This window comes from Streptomyces sp. NPDC001220, from assembly GCF_053597895.1.
Map to the genome: position 1 here is coordinate 123800 of NZ_JBSFJE010000002.1, position 16802 is coordinate 140601.

Consider the following 16802-nt stretch of genomic DNA (forward strand, 5'->3'; position numbering starts at 1 on the left):
GCTTGTCTACTTCCCCTTGTGCCCGGACTTCGAGCGGCCGCCCTGATGCGAGCCGTTCTCCGTGCCGTGCGTGCTGTCGTACTGCTCGTACGCGTCGACGATACGGCCCACCAGCTTGTGCCGTACGACATCGTGGGACGTCAGGCGGGAGAAGTGCACATCTTCCACGCCTTCCAGGATGTCCTGCACCTGGCGCAGACCGGACTTGGTCCCGTTGGGCAGGTCGACCTGGGTGATGTCGCCCGTGATCACGATCTTCGACTCGAAGCCGAGCCGGGTGAGGAACATCTTCATCTGCTCGGGCGAGGTGTTCTGGGCCTCGTCGAGAATGATGAAGGCGTCGTTGAGGGTGCGGCCGCGCATGTAGGCGAGCGGCGCCACCTCGATCGTTCCGGCCGCCATCAGGCGCGGGATCGAGTCCGGGTCGAGCATGTCGTGCAGCGCGTCGTACAGCGGGCGCAGGTACGGGTCGATCTTCTCGTAGAGCGTGCCCGGCAGGAAGCCGAGCCGCTCGCCGGCCTCGACCGCCGGCCGGGTCAGGATGATGCGGTTGACCTGCTTGGACTGCAGGGCCTGCACCGCCTTGGCCATGGCCAGGTAGGTCTTGCCGGTACCGGCGGGGCCGATGCCGAAGACGATCGTGTGCTTGTCGATCGCGTCGACGTACCGCTTCTGGTTGAGGGTCTTGGGGCGGATGGTGCGGCCGCGCGAGGACAGGATGTTCTGTGTCAGAACCTGGGCCGGGGTCTCCTCCGGGCCCTCCCCGTTCTCACTCGCCCGCAACATGGCGATCGAGCGTTCCACTGCGTCCTCCGTCATCGGCTGTCCGGTGCGGAGCACCAGCATCATCTCGTCGAACAGGCGCTGTATGAGGGCGACTTCACGGGCATCGCCGACCGCGCTGATCTCATTGCCCCGGACATGGATGTCGGCCGCCGGGAAGGCCTTCTCGATCACGCGCAGCAGGGAGTCGCCGGATCCCAGCACGGTGACCATCGGGTGCTGGGCGGGAACCTCGAACTGAGCTCGGGCCTGCTGCTGCGCGGGAGTGTGAGCTGTGGGTGTCTGAGTCATGGGCCGGCGCTTAAGGCCTGCGGTTCCTCCTCATCACGGCCGCGTAGCTGAGGGCGGCCTCGCGATACCAAGCGTACGACGCGGGGCTGACAACGCCGTAGGCCTTTTCACAGCGGAAGGCGCCCCCGTTGCAGCCGTGAGCCCTGCATGCGCTCCGGCGCGCCGGGGCAGAATCCGGGCCGTCACCGCCACGCGTGGTCGGGGGGCCGCGTCCGCCCCACGCCACCTGTCCGTTCAGAAAGCAGGTAGCCGTGCTGCTGCGTCTGCCCACGTCGGTGTCCGAGGCCCGTCAATGCCTGGCCGAGGGGGCGATACCCGTCGGCGGTGCCACCCTCGTCTGGGCCGTCTGGCAGCGGGACGGCTTCCCGGAACAGGCGGTGTCCCTGCGGAGGGTGCCGGAAGCGACGGCGATCGGGGACGGCGTGCTGGGGGGTGCGGTGCTTCTGCACCAGGTGGACGACCGGGTTCCGGAGGTGCTGCGGAAGGCGGCGAAGGGGGTCGGCACGGGGGCGGTGCGCCGGACGGCGACGGTGGGCGGGAACATCGCCGGGTCGAACCTGCGGGATCTGCTGCCGGCGGCGATCGTGCTGGACGCGTGGGCCGAGGTGCTCACGGCGGACGGGGTGGACGAGGTGGACCTGTCCGAGGTGGAGGCGAAGGCGCCGGTGCTGCTGGCGCTGCGCTGGCGGGAGCCGGTGAAGGGGGCGTACGCGAAGGTCGCGGACCCGGGGGGCGGCGAGGTACCGACGATCGCCGCGGCGGCCGTGGACACGGACGGTGTGCTGAGGGTCGCGGTACGGGAGGGGTATGTGCTGAGCAGCGGGAGGGTGGGCGCCGAGGGGGGCGGGGCGGAGGAGCTGTTCGCCGGCGCGCTGGCCGGGGTGTCGGGTCCGGGCCGGGAGCTTTTGCGGGAGCAGGTCGCCGGGGTGCTCGGAGGTTAGCCTCGGGGTGGTGACCACCGGTCGTCGGCCGCGGCACCCGCACCCGCAACCTCGGCAGTCACCCCGCGCGCCCGAACCCGATCGTCGGCACCGCCCTCCGCAGGGGCCACGGCCTCACCTGGTCCTCCTCCGGCACCAGGCCCTCCAGGAACGCGTAGCGCCGCAGCGCCGCCCGGTCCTGGCCCGGCACCGACTGGACCTTGCGCCACCACGCCCCGATCTCCGACCAGCCGGGCGCGGACAGGGAGCCGCCGAACTCCTGGACGGAGAGCGCCGCCGTGAGGCCCGCGAAGGCGAGGCGGTCGGCCAGTGGCCAGTCGGCGAGCGTGCCGGTGACGAACCCGGCGACGAAGACATCACCCGCACCCGTCGGGTCGAGGGCCTCCACGGCGATCGCCGGGACCTCCGCGGACTCCCCGGTCCGCCCGTCCACGGCATAGGCCCCCTCCGCCCCGAGGGTGACGACGGCGAGGGGCACGTACTCGGTGAGGGCATGGGCCGCGGCGCGCGGGCAGTCCGCGCCGGTGTACCGCCGCGCCTCCTCGGCGTTCGGCAGGAACGCCTCGCAGTGTTCGAGGTCGGCGAGCCCCGCCAGGTCCCACGCGCCGGTGTCGTCCCAGCCGACGTCGGCGAAGATCCGGGTGCCCTCGGCGGCGGCCTTGGCGATCCAGGGGTTGCGCTTGCCGGGCGTGAGGGAGGCGACGGCGGCGCGGGCGTGGGCCGGGTGGCCGGGGGCGTTCTGCTGCCGGAACAGCGTGTCGGCGGGCGGCTCGTGGCCGTGCGAGACCATGGTCCGCTCGCCCTCGTACGCCATGGAGACGGTGACCGGCGAGTGCCAGCCGCGCACGGTCCGCGACGGGGAGAGGTCGATGCCCTCGCCCTGCTCCAGGGCGTCCCAGCAGTACTCGCCGTAGTGGTCGTCGCCGAAGGCCGCCGCGAGGGAGGTCTTCAGGCCGAGCCGGGCGAGCGCGGTGGCCATGTTGGCGATGCCGCCGGGGCTGGAGCCCATGCCCCGGGCCCAGGACTCGGTGCCGCGCACGGGGGCGGAGTGCAGGCCGGTGAAGATGATGTCGAGGAAGACGGTGCCGGTGAGGTAGACGTCCCAGGGCGGATCGTCCGGCGAGCGCAGGCCGGCCAGCGGGTCGACCTGCGCGGCGCAGTGCGGGGTCGTTGCTCCTCTGTCGTCGTCGAGGTACTCCGGTTCCTCTCCGGCGAACGCGTTGGACGCGGTCACGGTGCGCTCCCTGGACGTGGTGCGGATCCGGCCAGTCTGCACCATGCCGGGACGGCGGCGACGGCTCTCGTCGTACGACCGCCCGAACGAGCGCCGCTACCAGCGCGGCACGGCCGGTGTGGTCCACCCCGGCTCGGCCACCCGCATCGCGGCCGCGTCGTCGCGGTCGCGGAACGTCCCGTCGTCGTCCAGCCAGCGCCGGTGCAGCGCCCGCAGCCGCTCCCGGTCCAGCTCGACCCCCAGGCCCGGCGCGTCGGAGACGGCGACCCGGCCGTCCTCGAAGACGAGCCGTTCGGTGAGGACGTCCTCGGACTGCCAGGGGTAGTGGGAGTCGCAGGCGTGGTGGAGGCCGGGGACGGTCGCGGCCACGTGGGTCATCGCGGCCAGGCTGATCCCGAGATGGGTGTTGGAGTGCATGGAGACGCCGACGCCGAAGGTGCGGCAGACGGCGGCAAGTTGCTGGGTGTTGCGCAGGCCGCCCCAGTAGTGGTGGTCGGAGAGGACGACCTGGACGGCACCGCGGGTGAACGCCTCCTGGATCTCGCCGAAGGTCGTCACGCACATGTTGGTGGCCAGCGGCACGTCGGTGCCCGCGGCGACCTCGGCCATGGCCGGGGTGCCGAGCGCCGGGTCCTCCAGGTACTCGAGGACGTCCCCGAGTTCCTTCGCGACCTTCAGGGAGGTCTCGACGGACCAGGCGCCGTTGGGGTCGAGGCGCAGCGGATGTCCGGGGAACGCCTGCGCCAGTGCCCGGACGGCCGCGATCTCCTCCTCGGGCGGGAAGACCCCGCCCTTGAGCTTGAAGGAGGTGAAGCCGTACCGCTCCGTGAGGCGGCGGGCCTGCGCCACCACCCCGGCCGGGTCGAGCGCGGCCCCCCAGTCGTCGGGTTCCGCGGGCACGCCCTCCGGGTGGGCGGCCCACTTGTAGAACAGGTACGCGCTGTACTCGACCGAGTCGCGGACCTTCCCGCCGAGCAGGGCGTGCACGGGCAGCCCGAGTGCCTTGCCGAGCACGTCCAGGCAGGCGACCTCGAAGCCGGAGACCACGGACAGCCGCAGCTTGTCGGCGGTCTGGACGCCGCGCAGCCCGCCGACGTCGACCTGTCCGGAGACCCGGGCCGCGTCCACGGTGACCTCGTCGGCGACGGTGAACAGCCCGTTGAGATCACTGACCCGGCGCCCGCGCAGCCGCTCGGCGAACGGCCGGGCCAGTTCCAGGTACTTCGTGTCGCCGTAGGTCTCACCGACCCCGGTCACCCCGTCGGCGGTCTCCACCTCCACGATGAGCCGGGGCGTGTACGGCTGGTGCACGCCCTGGGTGTTCAGCAGCGGCGGGTCGGCGACCAGGATCGGCGTCAGGCGGACGTCGGTGATCGTGAGGTTCACAGCGACGCTCCCACGAGGTCGAGTCCGGCGGCCAGCAGGGTCTCGAGGTCGGCGAGGTCGGCGGCCGAGGGGTCGGTGAGCGGGGCGCGCACCGGGCCGACGGGGCGGCCCCGCAGCCGGGCCGCCGCCTTGACGAGGGACACGGAGTATCCGGGGACGCGGTCGCGGAGTTCGACGAACGGCACGTAGAAGTCGCGCAGCAGTTTGTCGACCGTGCCGTGGTCGCCGGCGTCGAGGGCGGCGAAGAAGGCGTCGGCGATCTCGGGGGCGAAGGCGTGCACGGCGGAGGAGTAGGCGGGGACGCCGACGGTGGCGTAGGCGCGGGCCTGGATCTCGGCGGTGGCGGCGCCATTGAAGAAGAGGAAGCCCTCCGGGGCGGCGAGGGTGAGCCGCTGGAGCCGGTCCAGGTCGCTGTGCCCGTCCTTGAGCCCGACCACGCCGGGGATGCCGGCGATACGCGTCAACGAGTCGGCCGTGAAGGCGACCTGTCCGCGCTGGTAGGCGATGAGCGGAAGGGACGTCCGGGCCGCGATCCGCTCCAGTTGCGCGACCAGCCCGTCCTGCGGGGCGGCGACGAGATAGTGCGGCAGCACGAGCAGGGCGTCGGCCCCGGCCTCCTCGGCGACCCGGGCGAACCGCACGGCCTGCGCCCAGCCGTACCCCACCCCGGCGACCACCGGCACCCGGCCGGCGGCCTCCTCGACGGAGACGGCCACGACCTGCCGGTACTCGTCCTCGTCCAGCGAGAAGAACTCCCCCGTCCCGCAGGCCGGGAAAAGGGCACCGGGCCCGGCGGCCAGCTGCCCGCCGACGTACTCCCGGAATCCGTCCACGTCCAGGGATCCGTCGGCGTGAAAGGCGGTGAGCGGGAACGACAGCACCCCGCCCGCCATCCCGTCCCGCAGCCTGCGCACCACGTCCTCCGGCTGTCCGGCCACCGAATCCATCTCCCCATGTAGACGTCATCCACGTATAGAAACAAAGACTAGATATGCGAACACCCCCCGTCAACGGCGCCCACCGCCCCCGCCCCCTTACGATCTGCACCATGTCCGAGACAGCAGGCGTCCGTGAGGTGAAGTCCGCGGCACGCACCGTGGAGCTGCTGGAGCTCCTCGCGGCCCGCGGTGACCGCCCGGCCCGCCTCCAGGAGCTGGCGGACGAACTCGGCGTCCCGCGCAGCTCGATGTACGCCCTGCTCCAGACGCTGATCACGCGGGGCTGGGTACGCACCGACACGACCGGCTCCCTCTACGGCGTCGGCATCCGCACCCTGCTGACCGGCACGAGCTACCTGGACTCCGACCCGCGCGTCCGCCTCGTGCGCCCGTACCTGGACGAGGCGTCCGAGGCACTGGGCGAGACCATCCATCTGGGCCGCCTGGACGGCCCGGACGTGGCGTACCTGGCGACCCGGGAGTCGCACGAATACCTGCGCACGATCAACAGGGTGGGCCGACGGCTGCCGGCCCACGCGGGCGCCCTCGGCAAGGCACTCCTGGCGGAACGCCCCGCCGAGAACCTCCCCGCGGGCCCGTACGAGCCCCTGACCCCCCGTACTCACACCACGCGGGACGCGCTGGCCGCCGACCTCGCCGGGATCCGCGCCCGCGGCTACGCGATCGATCGCGAGGAAGCCGTCACCGGCATCGTCGGCTTCGGCCTCGCCCTGCGCTACGACACCCCGGCCCAGGACGCGATCAGCTGCTCGGTACCGGTGACCCGCCTGACGCCGGAACACGAGGCGGAGATCGTGTCGGTGATGAGAGAGACCCGCACGAGGATCGAGTCGGCGACGGCCCCCGGCGGCACGGTCAACTGGCGCTGACCGCGCCCGCCTTCTCTCGGCGGCACCGGGGGACCTGTCGGCACGCGCCCACGCTGCCGACCCGAAAGGGGCGCGGGGCCGTACCGGCACGCGGCTCCGCCGCGTGGGCGCGACAGGCCGGATCGGACCCGCACGCGCCCCCGTCCAACCCCCACGGCGCGCGGCGCGTCTACCCCTCCCCCCACACCCGAAACCGAACATGACCCACATCACACCCCCCGCCCTTCTTCCGGCCTCCCCCACTTGATACAAATTGCCCGCGCGTTCCTGTCCGTCGACGGCCTGCGCCCAACCCCCCTCCTCCGTCGGTCCTTTCGCATGCCCTGGGAACGCCCGTGTTCGCCCGCACCACCCCCTGGCCCCTCGTCGCCCTTTTCACGGCCGGGTATCTCGCCCCCTACCTGCTCCCGACCACCGTCGGCAGGCTCGAATCGGGGCTCCCGATCTCCGCCACCCAGGCAGGTGTCATCGGCAGTGCCCTGCTGCTGAGTTCCGCGGCGGCCGGCTTCCTGCTGGCCTCCCGCGTGGACCGCATCGGCCCCCGCACCCTCGCCCGCGCCGGCCTGCTGCTCGCCGTCCTCGGTTACGGCGGCGCCGCCCTCACCACGCACGTCCCGGCGGTCGTGGCCGGTGCGGTGGTCGGCGGCTTCGGCTCCGGCACGGTCACCGCGGTGGCCGCCACCGGTATCGCCGGGCAGCGGGACCCGCACCGCACCACCACCCTCGGCCTGCTCGGCGTCTCCGCCCTCGCGGGCGCCGTCTATCTGACGGTCCCGCACCTCGGCCCCGGTCATGCGCAGCCCCTCGCCGCGATCGCGCTCACCGCGCTGGCGGTCTGGCCGCTCACCGCCCGCCTGTCCCCCCGTACCGCCCCGGTGCTGCCCCGCACGGTCACCGGCTCCCGTCTCCCGCACCTGCGCCCGGGTCTGCTGCTGGCCGCCGCGATGCCCTGCTGGTCGGCCGCGCAGAACTCGCTGTGGGGCGTGAGCGGCCGGATCGGCCTGACGCAGGCACACCTGGGCGAGGTGACCGTCGGCGTGGTGTTCGCGGTGGCCCTCGGCGCCGGCCTGCTGGGCGTGGTCGGCGCGGGCGCGCTCGGCCCTCGGCTCGGCCAGGCCCTGCCGATCGGTCTCGGCACCGTGCTGATCGCCGGCTGTATCGCGCTCAGCGCCTCCGCCACGGACCTGACGACGTTCGCGTCCGGCGAGATCGCCTGGAACCTGCTCTACCCGGTCGTCCTGTCGTACGTGATCGGCCTGGCCGCTTCCCTGGACCCGCGGGGCCGCTGGGCGGTGCTGGTCGGCTCGGCGTCGTCGCTGGGGACGGCCGTGGGCCCGATGACGGGCAGCCTGCTGTCGGCCCGGGCCGGTTTCCCGGCGATGGGGACGGTCCTGGCGGTGGGCCTGCTCGCGGTCGCGGTCCCGCTGACGGCGGTGGCACTGCGGCGCAGGACCACCACCGTCACGACCTACCCGGCACTCACCGACGAGACGGTACGGCTGGACGTCGCCGCCTAGCCGAACTCGTAGGCGTCCACCTCGGCGAGGTAGCGGGCCCGCAGCTCCTCGTCGTCCTCCAGGAAGGACGCGAGGAAGGAGTTGCGGGCCAGTTCCCGCATCTGCTCCCGGGACAGACCCAGGGCGTCGTGCACGGCGTGGTAGTTGTCGGCGACGTAACCGCCGAAGTAGGCCGGGTCGTCGGAGTTGACCGTGCACAGCAGGCCCGCGTCGAGCATCGCCGGCAGCGGGTGCTCGGCGAGCACGTCGACCGCGCGCAGCCGCACGTTCGACAGCGGGCACAGCGTCAGCGGGATCCGCTCCCGCACCAGACGGGCGACCAGGTCCGGGTCCTCCAGGCAGCGCAGCCCGTGGTCGACGCGCTCCACGCCGAGCACGTCCAGCGCCTCGGTGATGTAGGCGGGCGGCCCCTCCTCACCGGCGTGCGCCACGCGTCGCAGCCCGAGGTCCGCGGCGGCCTCGTACACCTCGCGGAACTTCGCCGGCGGATGCCCGACCTCGGCCGAGTCCAGCCCGACCCCGATGATCCGGTCGAGGTGCGGCCGCGCGGCCTCCAGCGTCTCCAGCGCCGAGTCGGCGGACTCGTCCCGCAGGAAGCACATGATCAGCCGGGTGGAGATCCCGTGGTTCTCGACGCTTTCGCCGAGCGCCCGCCACAGCCCGTCCACGACCGTGCCGAGCGGCACGCCCCGGGCGATGTGTGCCTGCGGGTCGAAGAAGATCTCGGCGTGCCGCACGCCCTGCGCGGCGGCCCGGGCCAGATAGGCGTTCGCGAGGTCCTCGAAGTCCTGCTCGGTGCGCAGGACGGCCATGAGCTCGTAGTACAGGTTCAGGAAGGACTGGAGGTCCTTGAACCGGTAGGCCTCACGGAGGGCGTCGGTGTCCGCGTACGGCAGTTCCACGCCGTTGCGGGCGGCGAGCCGGAACGCCAGCTCCGGCTCCAGGGTGCCTTCGATGTGGAGGTGCAGTTCAGCTTTGGGGAGGGGCATCAGAGCATGGTACGGCCGTCTCACCTGCGCTTCGGAACCGGCACTCGGAGCAGATCCCGTGCCACGGTCAGCTCCTCCTGGTATCCGGCCGCCCGCGCCTGCCGCTCGAACTCCTCGGGTTCGGAGTAGCGCTGGCTGAAGTGGGTCAGCACGAGGTGCCGTACCCCCGCGTCCCGCGCGACGGCCGCCGCCTGTCCGGCGGTCAGATGGCCGTGCTCCGCGGCGAGTTCGGCGTCCTCGTCGAGGAACGTGGACTCGATGACCAGCATGTCGCAGCCCTCGGCGAGCGCGTGCACGCCGTCGCAGAGCCGGGTGTCCATCACGAACGCGAACCGCTGCCCGCGTCGCACCTCGCTGACCTGGTCGAGGGTGACGTCCCCGAGGACGCCGTCGCGCTGGAGACGGCCGACGTCCGGGCCCTTGACGCCGTGCGCGGCGAGCCGGTCGGGCAGCATGCGGCGGCCGTCGGGCTCGACCAGCCGGTAGCCGTACGACTCGACGGGGTGGGACAGCTTCCTGGCCTGCAGCGTGTACGACGAGGTCACGGCGAGGTCGCCGTCCGCGTCGACCGGGGCCTCGGTGATGCCGACGGTCTCCCGGTAGGCCGTGGCGTACCGGAGCCGGTCGAAGAACCGCCGGCCGGACTTCGGGTAGTGCGCGGTGACCGGGTGCGGAACCTTGTCGAGGTTGATGCGCTGGATGACCCCGGCGAGACCGAGACAGTGGTCGCCGTGGAAGTGGGTGACGCAGATCCGGTTGAGGTCGTGTGCGGCGGCCCCGGCCCGCAGCATCTGCCGCTGGGTGCCCTCGCCGGGGTCGAAGAGGATGCCCTCGCCGTCCCAGCGCAGCAGGTAGCCGTTGTGGTTGCGGTGCCGGGTGGGAACCTGGCTGGCGGTGCCGAGGACCACCAGTTCACGGACGGACACGACGACCTATCCGGGCGGCCACTGCAGGCCACGGCCGCCGATGATGTGCGCGTGGGCGTGCCAGACGGTCTGTCCGGCGCCGCTGCCGGTGTTGAAGACGATGCGGTAGCTGTCCAGCTTGTCCTCGTCGGCGACGGCCTGCGCCTCGCGCAGTATGTCGGCGGCCACGGCGGGGTCGCCCGCGGCGAGCTCGGCCGCGTTCTCGTAGTGGACCTTGGGGATCACCAGGACGTGGGTGGGTGCCTGGGGGTTTATGTCCCGGAAGGCGACGGTGGTGTCCGTCTCCCGGACGATCGTCGCCGGGACGTGGCCTGCGACGATCTTGCAGAACAGGCAGTCGTCCTGGGGTTCCCCGGCCATGTCTTCTCCTCACCGGTGATCAGCTTCGGGGGGCATCGTAGTCGGTTCGGCTGCGGACCGGTGGGGGCTTGTCGCGCCCACGCGGCGGAGCCGCACATCGGCATGGCCCCGCGCCCCCTCGGCCGGACCCGGCGCCCCTCCTTACATCGGCAACGTCGGCGGAACCTTCGCAGGCGTCGTCTCCAACGCCTCCAGCGCTGTCCGTACCGCCTCGTCGAGTTGGGGGTCCCGGTCCGCGGCCCAGTCCTGCGGGGTCTGTACGACCTCCACGTCCGGGTCGACGCCGTGGTTCTCCACGCCCCAGCCGTAGCCCTCCAGCCAGAACGCGTACTTCGGCTGGGTGACCAGCGTGCCGTCGACCAGGCGGTAGCGGCTGTCGATGCCGATCACGCCGCCCCAGGTGCGGGTGCCGACCACCGGGCCGATGCCGAGCGCCTTGATCGCCGCGTTGACGATGTCCCCGTCCGAGCCGGAGAACTCGTTCGCGACGACGACCACCGGGCCCCGGGGCGCGTCCCTCGGGTAGCTGAACGGGCGCATGCCGCGTGGCAGGTCCCAGCCGACGATCCGGCGGGCCAGTTTCTCCACGACGAGCTGCGAGGTGTGTCCGCCGCGGTTCTCCCGGACGTCCACGACGATGCCCTCGCGGGCCATCTCCACGCTCAGGTCACGGTGGATCTGGGCCCAGCCGGGTGCCTGCATGTCCGGCACGTGGAGGTAGCCGAGGCGGCCGCCGGAGAGTTCGTGCACATGGGCCCGGCGGTCGGCCACCCACGCGTGGTAGCGCAGCGGCTCCTCGTCCGCGACCGGGACGACCACCGGGTGCCGCAACTCGCCGCCGCCCGCCGGGGACACGGTCAGTTCGACCGCCTTGCCGGCCGTGCCGACGAGCAGCGGGCCGGGTCCGGTCACCGGGTCGACGGGGCGGCCCGCGACGGCCACGATCGCGTCGCCGGCGCGTACCGCGACGCCGGGCGCGGCGAGCGGGGAACGGGCGCCGGGGTCGGAGGTCTCGGCGGGCAGGATCCGGTCGATGCGCCAACTGCCGTCCGGATGACGGGAGATGTCGGCGCCGAGCAGACCCTGGCGGGGGCCGTTGCCGTGGCCGCCGCGCGGGGTGACGTAGGCGTGCGAGGTGCCCAGTTCGCCCTGGACCTCCCAGAGCAGGTCGACCAGGTCGTCGTGGGTGGCGACATGCTCGACGAGCGGGCGGTAGCGGTCCAGGACGCCGTTCCAGTCGACGCCGCCGAGGTCCGGCCGCCAGAACTGGTCCCGCATGATGCGGCCGGTCTCGTCGAACATCTGCCGCCACTCGGCGGCCGGGTCGAGGGTCTGCCGGACCCGGGACAGGTCGACGGTGATGTTGGTGTCGCTGTCGTCGTCGTTCGAGGCACGGCGGTCGCTGGGTACGACCTTGAGCTTGCCGTCGGCCCACAGCAGGACGCGTTTGCCGTCACCGCTGACCTCGAAGTGGTCGGCGTCGGAGGACAGGTACTCGATGCGCTGCTGGGCGAGGTCGTAGCGCTCCAGCTCGGTCTTGGGGTCGGGGTCCTCCGGGTGGGCGCGGGAGGCGCCGAGCACACCGCGCACCGGGTGGCGCAGCCACAGGACGCCGTCCTTGGCGGCGCGCAGCCCGGAGTAGCGGCCGGCCTCGACGGGGAAGGGCACGATCCGGTCGGCGAGGCCCTCCAGGTCGATCCGGGTGGCGGGGGTGCCCTCGGCGTCCGGGGTCTCGTCCTTGTCGGGCGCCTCGAAGGGCCGGCCGTGCCGCTGCGGGCCGAACGGCGAGGGGGTGGTCGCGGCCAGGGTGATCAGGTGCGGCCGGTCGCCGACCACGAAGGCCAGGTCGAAGACGTGCTCGTCGTAGACCGGGTCGAAGGAGCGGGTGGAGAGGAAGGCGAGGTGTTTGCCGTCGCGGGTGAAGACGGGGTCGTAGTCCTGGAAGCGCAGCGGGGTCGCCTCGGTGACGGTGAGGTCGGTGGTGTGGGCGACCCGGAGCTGGGCGAGCCCGCCGGCCCCGGGGTGGGACCAGGCCAGCCAGCCGGAGTCGGGTGAGAAGGCGAGACCCGACACGTCGCCGTCCTCGCTGCGGTCGACCTCGCGCACCTCGCCGGTCTCGCGTTCGACGAGGAGCAGCCGTCCGTCGTGCGCGGCGACCGCGACCCGGCCGCCGTCGGGGGCGACGGCGAGGTCCAGGACCCGGCCGAGCTGCCCGGCGGCGAGCCGCCGCGGGGTGGAGCCGGGCACGGCACCGGTGGCGGGCGCGAACTCCAGGGCGTCCTCGCCCTCGGCGTCCGTCACCCACACCACCCACTCCTCCGCCTCCGAGCGGAAGGTGACGGGCAGCCGGGCGCGCACCCCGGGCTGGGCGGCCAGGGCGCGGGCCGGGCCCGAGCGGTGGGTCACCCAGTGCACGCCGCCGCGCACCAGGACGGCGCTGCCGCGCGCGGTGTGGTCGGGCGAGGCGGAACTGAACCAGCGGGCGGCGTTGACCGGGTGCGGCTGCCGGTCCACCCGGGCCCCGCCGAGCCGGATGTCGAGCCGGCGCGGCTCGGCGCCCTCCAGGTCGTCGAGGAGCCAGAGTTCACCGGCCGACGCGTAGACGACCCGGGTGCCGTCACCGGACGCGTGCCGGGCGTAGAAGCCGTCGAGCGGGGTGTGCCGGCGCAGGTCGGAACCGTCGGCGAGGGACGAGTACAGCGCGCCCGTCCCCTCGTGGTCGGAGAGGAAGGCGATCCGGTCCCCGGCCCACACGGGGTGTTCGAGGTTGCCGTCCAGCTCCTCGTGCAGCCGTACGAACTCGCCGTCCCCGGCCCGGTCGATCCACAGCTTCCCGGCCGTGCCGCCCCGGTACCGCTTCCACCAGGCCGCCTCCCGGCCCATCGGCGCGGACAGCAGCACGGTGTGCGGCCCGAAGGCGACATGGCCGACCGGGCCGTACGGCAGGACGGTGGACGGGCCGCCGTCGAGCGGGACGGTCCGGGCCCAGCTGCGCCGGAGGCTGGACTGTCCGTAGGTGCTGATCGCGAGGACCTGTCCGTCGTCGGTCCAGCCGCGCACCTGGGTGCGGGAACTCCCCCAGTGCGTCAGGCGGGTGGCGGAGCCGCCGTCGACGGGGGCGGTGTGGATCTCGGGAGCGCCGTCGCGGGTGGAGGTCCAGGCGACCGTGGTCCCGTCGGGCGAGATACGCGGCAACGTCACGGGGACGTTGTCGGCGCTGACCCGCCAGGCCCGGCCGCCGTCCAGGGGCGCGAGCCACACGTCGTCCTCGGCGGTGAAGGCGACCAGGTCGCCGTGGACATGGGGAAATCGGAGGTAGGACCGCGGTCCTGTCGCTGCACCCTGAGTCACCCGCTCAGCCTATGCATCGCCGGACGATCGCGGTGGCCGATTTCGATCACTTGCCCTGGACCGGCCGGCACTTGGGGTCGCTCTGGCACCAGACGGTCTCCGTCACGGTCACGGTGGGGCCGGGCTGCTGTCCGTAGGTGGGCGGCCGGTAGGTGCTGTACGCCGGTCCGGGTGTGGCGTCGCAGTTGCCGAGGCCCGTCACCCGGAACCACTCCTTGCCGCCCACCTTCGCGACGAGGTTCCCGCGCACACAGGCGCCGCTGACCGCCTTGGTGACGCGTCCGGTGACGGTGATGTCCCGGCCGTCCCTGGTCCGGCCCCGGCAGTCCACGGAGACCGCGGTGGTCTCGGACGCCGAGGGCGTCCTCGGCGCCGCCGAGCCGTAGTTGCCGGTGCAGGTGAGCCAGCTGACGTCGACGTGCTGCCGTTTCAGCTCGGCGGTGGCGGTCCGGTCGGTGGTGTACGCGACGGTCGCGGAGTTCAGGTCGGTCGGCCGGCATCCCACCGCACCGCCCACGGCGATCACCGCGAGCCCCACCACGGCCGCCACTGCGGTCTTGCGCGGCCGTCGCGTCACGAGCGGCCGTCGCCAAATCGGCCTCAATGCCCCCATGGAGGGCAGCCTGCCACCGTCGTGCCCGTGACGGTAGGGGGCATGCGGCCACTCACGTGTTCGGAGTCGTCCCCCCTGAGGCGGAAGGACGGACTCCTCAGGTGCGCAGCAGCAGCCACTCCTGGAGTTCCACCAGGTTGCCCTCCGGGTCCTTGAGGTGGGCGACGCGCATGCGTTCCGTCATCGGCGCCGGCCCGTGCACCAGGACCGCGCCCCGGGCGGCGATCTGCTCGCAGTAGGCGTCCAGGTCGTCCACGCGCAGCACCACCAGCGATCGGTGCCCGGTCGCGGTGTCTCCCAGCTCGCCCAGTACCTCGGCCATCATGGCCCGGTCCTGCAGGGCTATCCCCGCCGACCCGGCGTGCGGACTGAACTTCTCGTACGGTCCCTCGCTCGCCCCCGACTGCGGCTTCAGTCCGAGCACTTCGGCGTAGAAGCGGTAGCAGGCGGCGAAGTCGGAGACCAGGAGCCGGACTTGGGCGAGTTCCACGGCGCGTTCCCCCTGTGGTGTCGTACGGGTCGGGACCAGTCGTACCGGTCAGGACCACCGGCCGGTACGGCCGAGGAGCAGGGCCGCGGCCGCGGTCCCGGCAGTCGATGTGCGCATCACGGTAGGCCCCAGGGTGCAGGCCTTGGCGCCCGCCTCCTCGAAGAGCGCCACCTCGTCCCGGGCGACGCCGCCCTCGGGTCCGACGACCAGCACGATCTCGCCCTCGGCGGGCAGCCGGGCGGCGGCGAGCGGCTCGCTGGCGTGCTCGAAGTCGGAGTGCAGTACGGCGGCCAGATCGGCTTCGGCGAGCAGTGCGGCGACCTGCTTGGTGGTCGCCGCGTCCGTGATCTCCGGGAAGCGCACCCGGCGGGACTGCTTGCCGGCCTCGCGGGCGGTGGCCCGCCACTTGGCGAGGGACTTCAGGCCCCGGTCGCCCTTCCACTGGGTGATGCAGCGGGCGGCCTGCCAGGGCACGATCCGGTCGACGCCGACCTCGGTCATGGTCTCCACGGCGACCTCGCCGCGGTCGCCCTTGGGCAGCGCCTGGACGACGGTGATACGGGGCCGCGGGAGGGGTTCCTCGTGGAGGGTCTCCAGGTCCGTCACGACGAGCCGGTCCTTGCCCTCGGCGGCCTTGACGACGCCCTCGCTCCAGCGTCCGCGCCCGTCGGTGAGGATGACGTCCTCCCCGGGCCGCAGCCGCTTCACGGAGACGGCGTGCCGGCCCTCGGGGCCGTCCAGGACGACCTCGCCGCCGGCGGAGCCGGGCACCACCAGCGGGTCGAGCACGAACACCGGGGCGGTCATCGCCCGTCCTCCCTGTCGGCTCCGCCGGCCCGGTCGCCCTCGGCCTTGCCCGACAACGCTGTCGACGCGGCGGCGAGTTCCTGCGCGAGGACCTCCACCAGCCGCCCCGCGGGCAGCTCCCGGGCCATCCGGTGCCCCTGCCCGGCCCACAGGGCCATGCCCTGCGCGTCCCCGGCCCTGGCGGCGGCCTTGCGCAGCGGGGAGGTGAGGTGGTGGACCTCGGGGTAGGCGGCGGGCGCGTACGGGCCGTGCTCGCGCATGAAGCGGTTGACCAGGCCGCGGGCGGGCCGCCCGGAGAACGCCCGGGTCAGCGCGGTCCGGGTGAACAGCGGGTCGGTCAGCGCCCGCTTGTGCGGGTCGGCGGCGCCGGACTCGGGAGTGGCGAGGAAGGCGGTGCCCAGCTGGGCCGCGCTCGCCCCCGCGGCGAGCACGGCGGCGATCTGGCTGCCGCGCATGATGCCGCCCGCGGCGACCACCGGGATGCTCACGGTCTCGCGTATCTGGGCGACCAGCGACAGCAGGCCGATCCCGGAGCCGTCGTTCTCCGGCACGTCCCGGTGGGTGCCCTGGTGTCCGCCGGCCTCCACGCCCTGGGCGATCACCGCGTCGGCGCCGGCCCGCTCGACGGCGAGGGCCTCCTCGGCGGTGGTGGCGGTGACGAGGGTGAGGGTCCCCGCCCGGCGCAGGGCGGCCAGTGCCTCGGGACTCGGCACACCGAAGTGGAAGGAGACCGCGGCCACCGGGTTGTCGAGGAGCACGGCGAGCTTCGCGTCGTACCCGTCGTCCCGGCCGCTGTCCGGGTCGCCGAGCTCGGTCTCGTACCAGGCGGCCTCACCGGCCAGCTGATGCGCGTAGACCTCGACCGCGCCGGACTCGGCATGCTCCGGCTGCGGCATGAAGAGGTTCATCCCGAAGGGGCGGCCGGTCAGTCCGCGCAGCTGCTTGATCTCCTGGTACATCCCGTCGGCGGTCTTGTACCCGGCGGCCAGGAACCCCAGCCCGCCCGCCTCGGACACGGCGGCGGCGAGCTGCGGCACGGAAACCCCGCCCGCCATCGGGGCCTGCACGATCGGAAGCGGGAAGAGATCGGTCAGTGCGGAGGACATGACGGCATGTTGTCACGTCCTCCGAACAAGACCGAATCGGGCCGTCCCTTTGGCACATGCCAGATATTTCCGGGCCGAAGGGGCAGCGCCCGTCTCCGGGCCGAAGGGGCGGCGCCCGTCTCCAGGCCGAAGGGGCGGCGCCCCGGCCCGGTGAGCCGTCAACGCCCGTTGAACGCGCCC

Annotated in this window: 15 protein-coding genes; 3 read left to right on the plus strand and 12 right to left on the minus strand. The window is 73.1% G+C overall.

The genetic code is table 11. The features are described 5' to 3' along the window. Nucleotides 1-6 precede the first annotated feature (6 nt). Nucleotides 7-1074 carry a PhoH family protein gene (locus ACWDGI_RS05165; RefSeq protein ID WP_450755514.1) on the minus strand — a complete coding sequence of 356 codons (1068 nt, stop codon included), beginning with the start codon at nucleotides 1072-1074 and terminating at the stop codon, nucleotides 7-9. Nucleotides 1075-1325: 251 nt separating this feature from the next. On the opposite strand from ACWDGI_RS05165, the gene ACWDGI_RS05170 reads away from it, so the two are divergent. Further along, nucleotides 1326-2015: an FAD binding domain-containing protein gene (locus ACWDGI_RS05170; RefSeq protein WP_450755516.1), complete on the plus strand. Its 690-nt coding sequence runs from the start codon at nucleotides 1326-1328 to the stop codon at nucleotides 2013-2015. A gap of 58 nt (nucleotides 2016-2073) precedes the next feature. Here the strand turns inward: ACWDGI_RS05170 and ACWDGI_RS05175 are convergent, their stop codons facing one another. The 3 genes from ACWDGI_RS05175 to ACWDGI_RS05185 form a co-directional block, all read right to left on the minus strand. Beyond that, nucleotides 2074-3249 carry a carbohydrate kinase family protein gene (locus ACWDGI_RS05175; RefSeq protein WP_450756473.1) on the minus strand — a complete coding sequence of 392 codons (1176 nt, stop codon included), beginning with the start codon at nucleotides 3247-3249 and terminating at the stop codon, nucleotides 2074-2076. Nucleotides 3250-3345: 96 nt separating this feature from the next. Further along, complete coding sequence (locus ACWDGI_RS05180) at nucleotides 3346-4635, minus strand: glucarate dehydratase family protein (RefSeq protein WP_450755518.1); 1290 nt, start codon at nucleotides 4633-4635, stop codon at nucleotides 3346-3348. Continuing rightward, nucleotides 4632-5528 (minus strand): 5-dehydro-4-deoxyglucarate dehydratase, encoded by an 897-nt coding sequence (locus tag ACWDGI_RS05185; RefSeq protein WP_450756475.1) that lies wholly within the window; start codon nucleotides 5526-5528, stop codon nucleotides 4632-4634. The genes ACWDGI_RS05180 and ACWDGI_RS05185 overlap by 4 nt, the downstream gene beginning before the upstream one ends. 155 nt (nucleotides 5529-5683) lie before the next feature. Between ACWDGI_RS05185 and ACWDGI_RS05190 the strand changes: the two genes are divergently transcribed. Then, nucleotides 5684-6463, plus strand: coding sequence for an IclR family transcriptional regulator (locus tag ACWDGI_RS05190; RefSeq protein ID WP_450755520.1), 780 nt, complete (start codon nucleotides 5684-5686; stop codon nucleotides 6461-6463). 335 nt (nucleotides 6464-6798) lie between these two features. Beyond that, nucleotides 6799-7980, plus strand: a complete 1182-nt coding sequence (locus ACWDGI_RS05195) for an MFS transporter (RefSeq protein WP_450755522.1) — start codon at nucleotides 6799-6801, stop codon at nucleotides 7978-7980. Here ACWDGI_RS05195 and ACWDGI_RS05200 read toward each other — a convergent pair. The 8 genes from ACWDGI_RS05200 to ACWDGI_RS05235 all read right to left on the minus strand — a co-directional run bounded on the left by ACWDGI_RS05200 (nucleotide 7977) and on the right by ACWDGI_RS05235 (nucleotide 16622). Then, entirely contained in the window at nucleotides 7977-8969 is a 993-nt protein-coding gene (locus ACWDGI_RS05200; protein WP_450755524.1) for an adenosine deaminase, read from the minus strand. The two genes, ACWDGI_RS05195 and ACWDGI_RS05200, sit on opposite strands and share 4 nt — an antisense overlap. Nucleotides 8970-8989: 20 nt before the next feature. After that, nucleotides 8990-9895 (minus strand): ribonuclease Z, encoded by a 906-nt coding sequence (locus tag ACWDGI_RS05205; protein ID WP_450755526.1) that lies wholly within the window; start codon nucleotides 9893-9895, stop codon nucleotides 8990-8992. Nucleotides 9896-9901: 6 nt separating this feature from the next. Further along, nucleotides 9902-10255, minus strand: coding sequence for a histidine triad nucleotide-binding protein (locus tag ACWDGI_RS05210; protein ID WP_450755528.1), 354 nt, complete (start codon nucleotides 10253-10255; stop codon nucleotides 9902-9904). A 141-nt stretch (nucleotides 10256-10396) separates the two neighbouring features. After that, nucleotides 10397-13606 carry a S41 family peptidase gene (locus tag ACWDGI_RS05215; protein WP_450755530.1) on the minus strand — a complete coding sequence of 1070 codons (3210 nt, stop codon included), beginning with the start codon at nucleotides 13604-13606 and terminating at the stop codon, nucleotides 10397-10399. A 46-nt stretch (nucleotides 13607-13652) separates the two neighbouring features. After that, the gene (locus ACWDGI_RS05220; RefSeq protein WP_450755532.1) at nucleotides 13653-14219 is read right to left on the minus strand and encodes a hypothetical protein; all 567 of its coding nucleotides are present in this window, start codon (nucleotides 14217-14219) and stop codon (nucleotides 13653-13655) included. Between the two features lie 97 nt (nucleotides 14220-14316). Then, complete coding sequence (locus ACWDGI_RS05225) at nucleotides 14317-14709, minus strand: VOC family protein (protein ID WP_450755534.1); 393 nt, start codon at nucleotides 14707-14709, stop codon at nucleotides 14317-14319. Nucleotides 14710-14757: 48 nt separating this feature from the next. Beyond that, a complete protein-coding gene (locus tag ACWDGI_RS05230; protein ID WP_450755536.1) occupies nucleotides 14758-15516 on the minus strand; it encodes a 16S rRNA (uracil(1498)-N(3))-methyltransferase in 759 nt (252 codons plus the stop codon). Then, complete coding sequence (locus tag ACWDGI_RS05235) at nucleotides 15513-16622, minus strand: nitronate monooxygenase (protein WP_450755538.1); 1110 nt, start codon at nucleotides 16620-16622, stop codon at nucleotides 15513-15515. Before ACWDGI_RS05235 ends, ACWDGI_RS05230 begins: the two co-directional genes overlap by 4 nt. Nucleotides 16623-16802 lie beyond the last annotated feature (180 nt).

Bases quoted from the DNA above. Each gene is read 5' to 3' on its own strand.
- ACWDGI_RS05235 (WP_450755538.1), bottom strand. From the start codon at position 16,622: ATGTCCTCCGCACTGACCGATCTCTTCCCGCTTCCGATCGTGCAGGCC.
- ACWDGI_RS05190 (WP_450755520.1), top strand. From the start codon at position 5,684: ATGTCCGAGACAGCAGGCGTCCGTGAGGTGAAGTCCGCGGCACGCACC.
- ACWDGI_RS05220 (WP_450755532.1), bottom strand. From the start codon at position 14,219: ATGGGGGCATTGAGGCCGATTTGGCGACGGCCGCTCGTGACGCGACGG.
- ACWDGI_RS05210 (WP_450755528.1), bottom strand. From the start codon at position 10,255: ATGGCCGGGGAACCCCAGGACGACTGCCTGTTCTGCAAGATCGTCGCA.
- ACWDGI_RS05185 (WP_450756475.1), bottom strand. From the start codon at position 5,528: ATGGCGGGCGGGGTGCTGTCGTTCCCGCTCACCGCCTTTCACGCCGAC.
- ACWDGI_RS05165 (WP_450755514.1), bottom strand. From the start codon at position 1,074: ATGACTCAGACACCCACAGCTCACACTCCCGCGCAGCAGCAGGCCCGA.
- ACWDGI_RS05230 (WP_450755536.1), bottom strand. From the start codon at position 15,516: ATGACCGCCCCGGTGTTCGTGCTCGACCCGCTGGTGGTGCCCGGCTCC.
- ACWDGI_RS05200 (WP_450755524.1), bottom strand. From the start codon at position 8,969: ATGCCCCTCCCCAAAGCTGAACTGCACCTCCACATCGAAGGCACCCTG.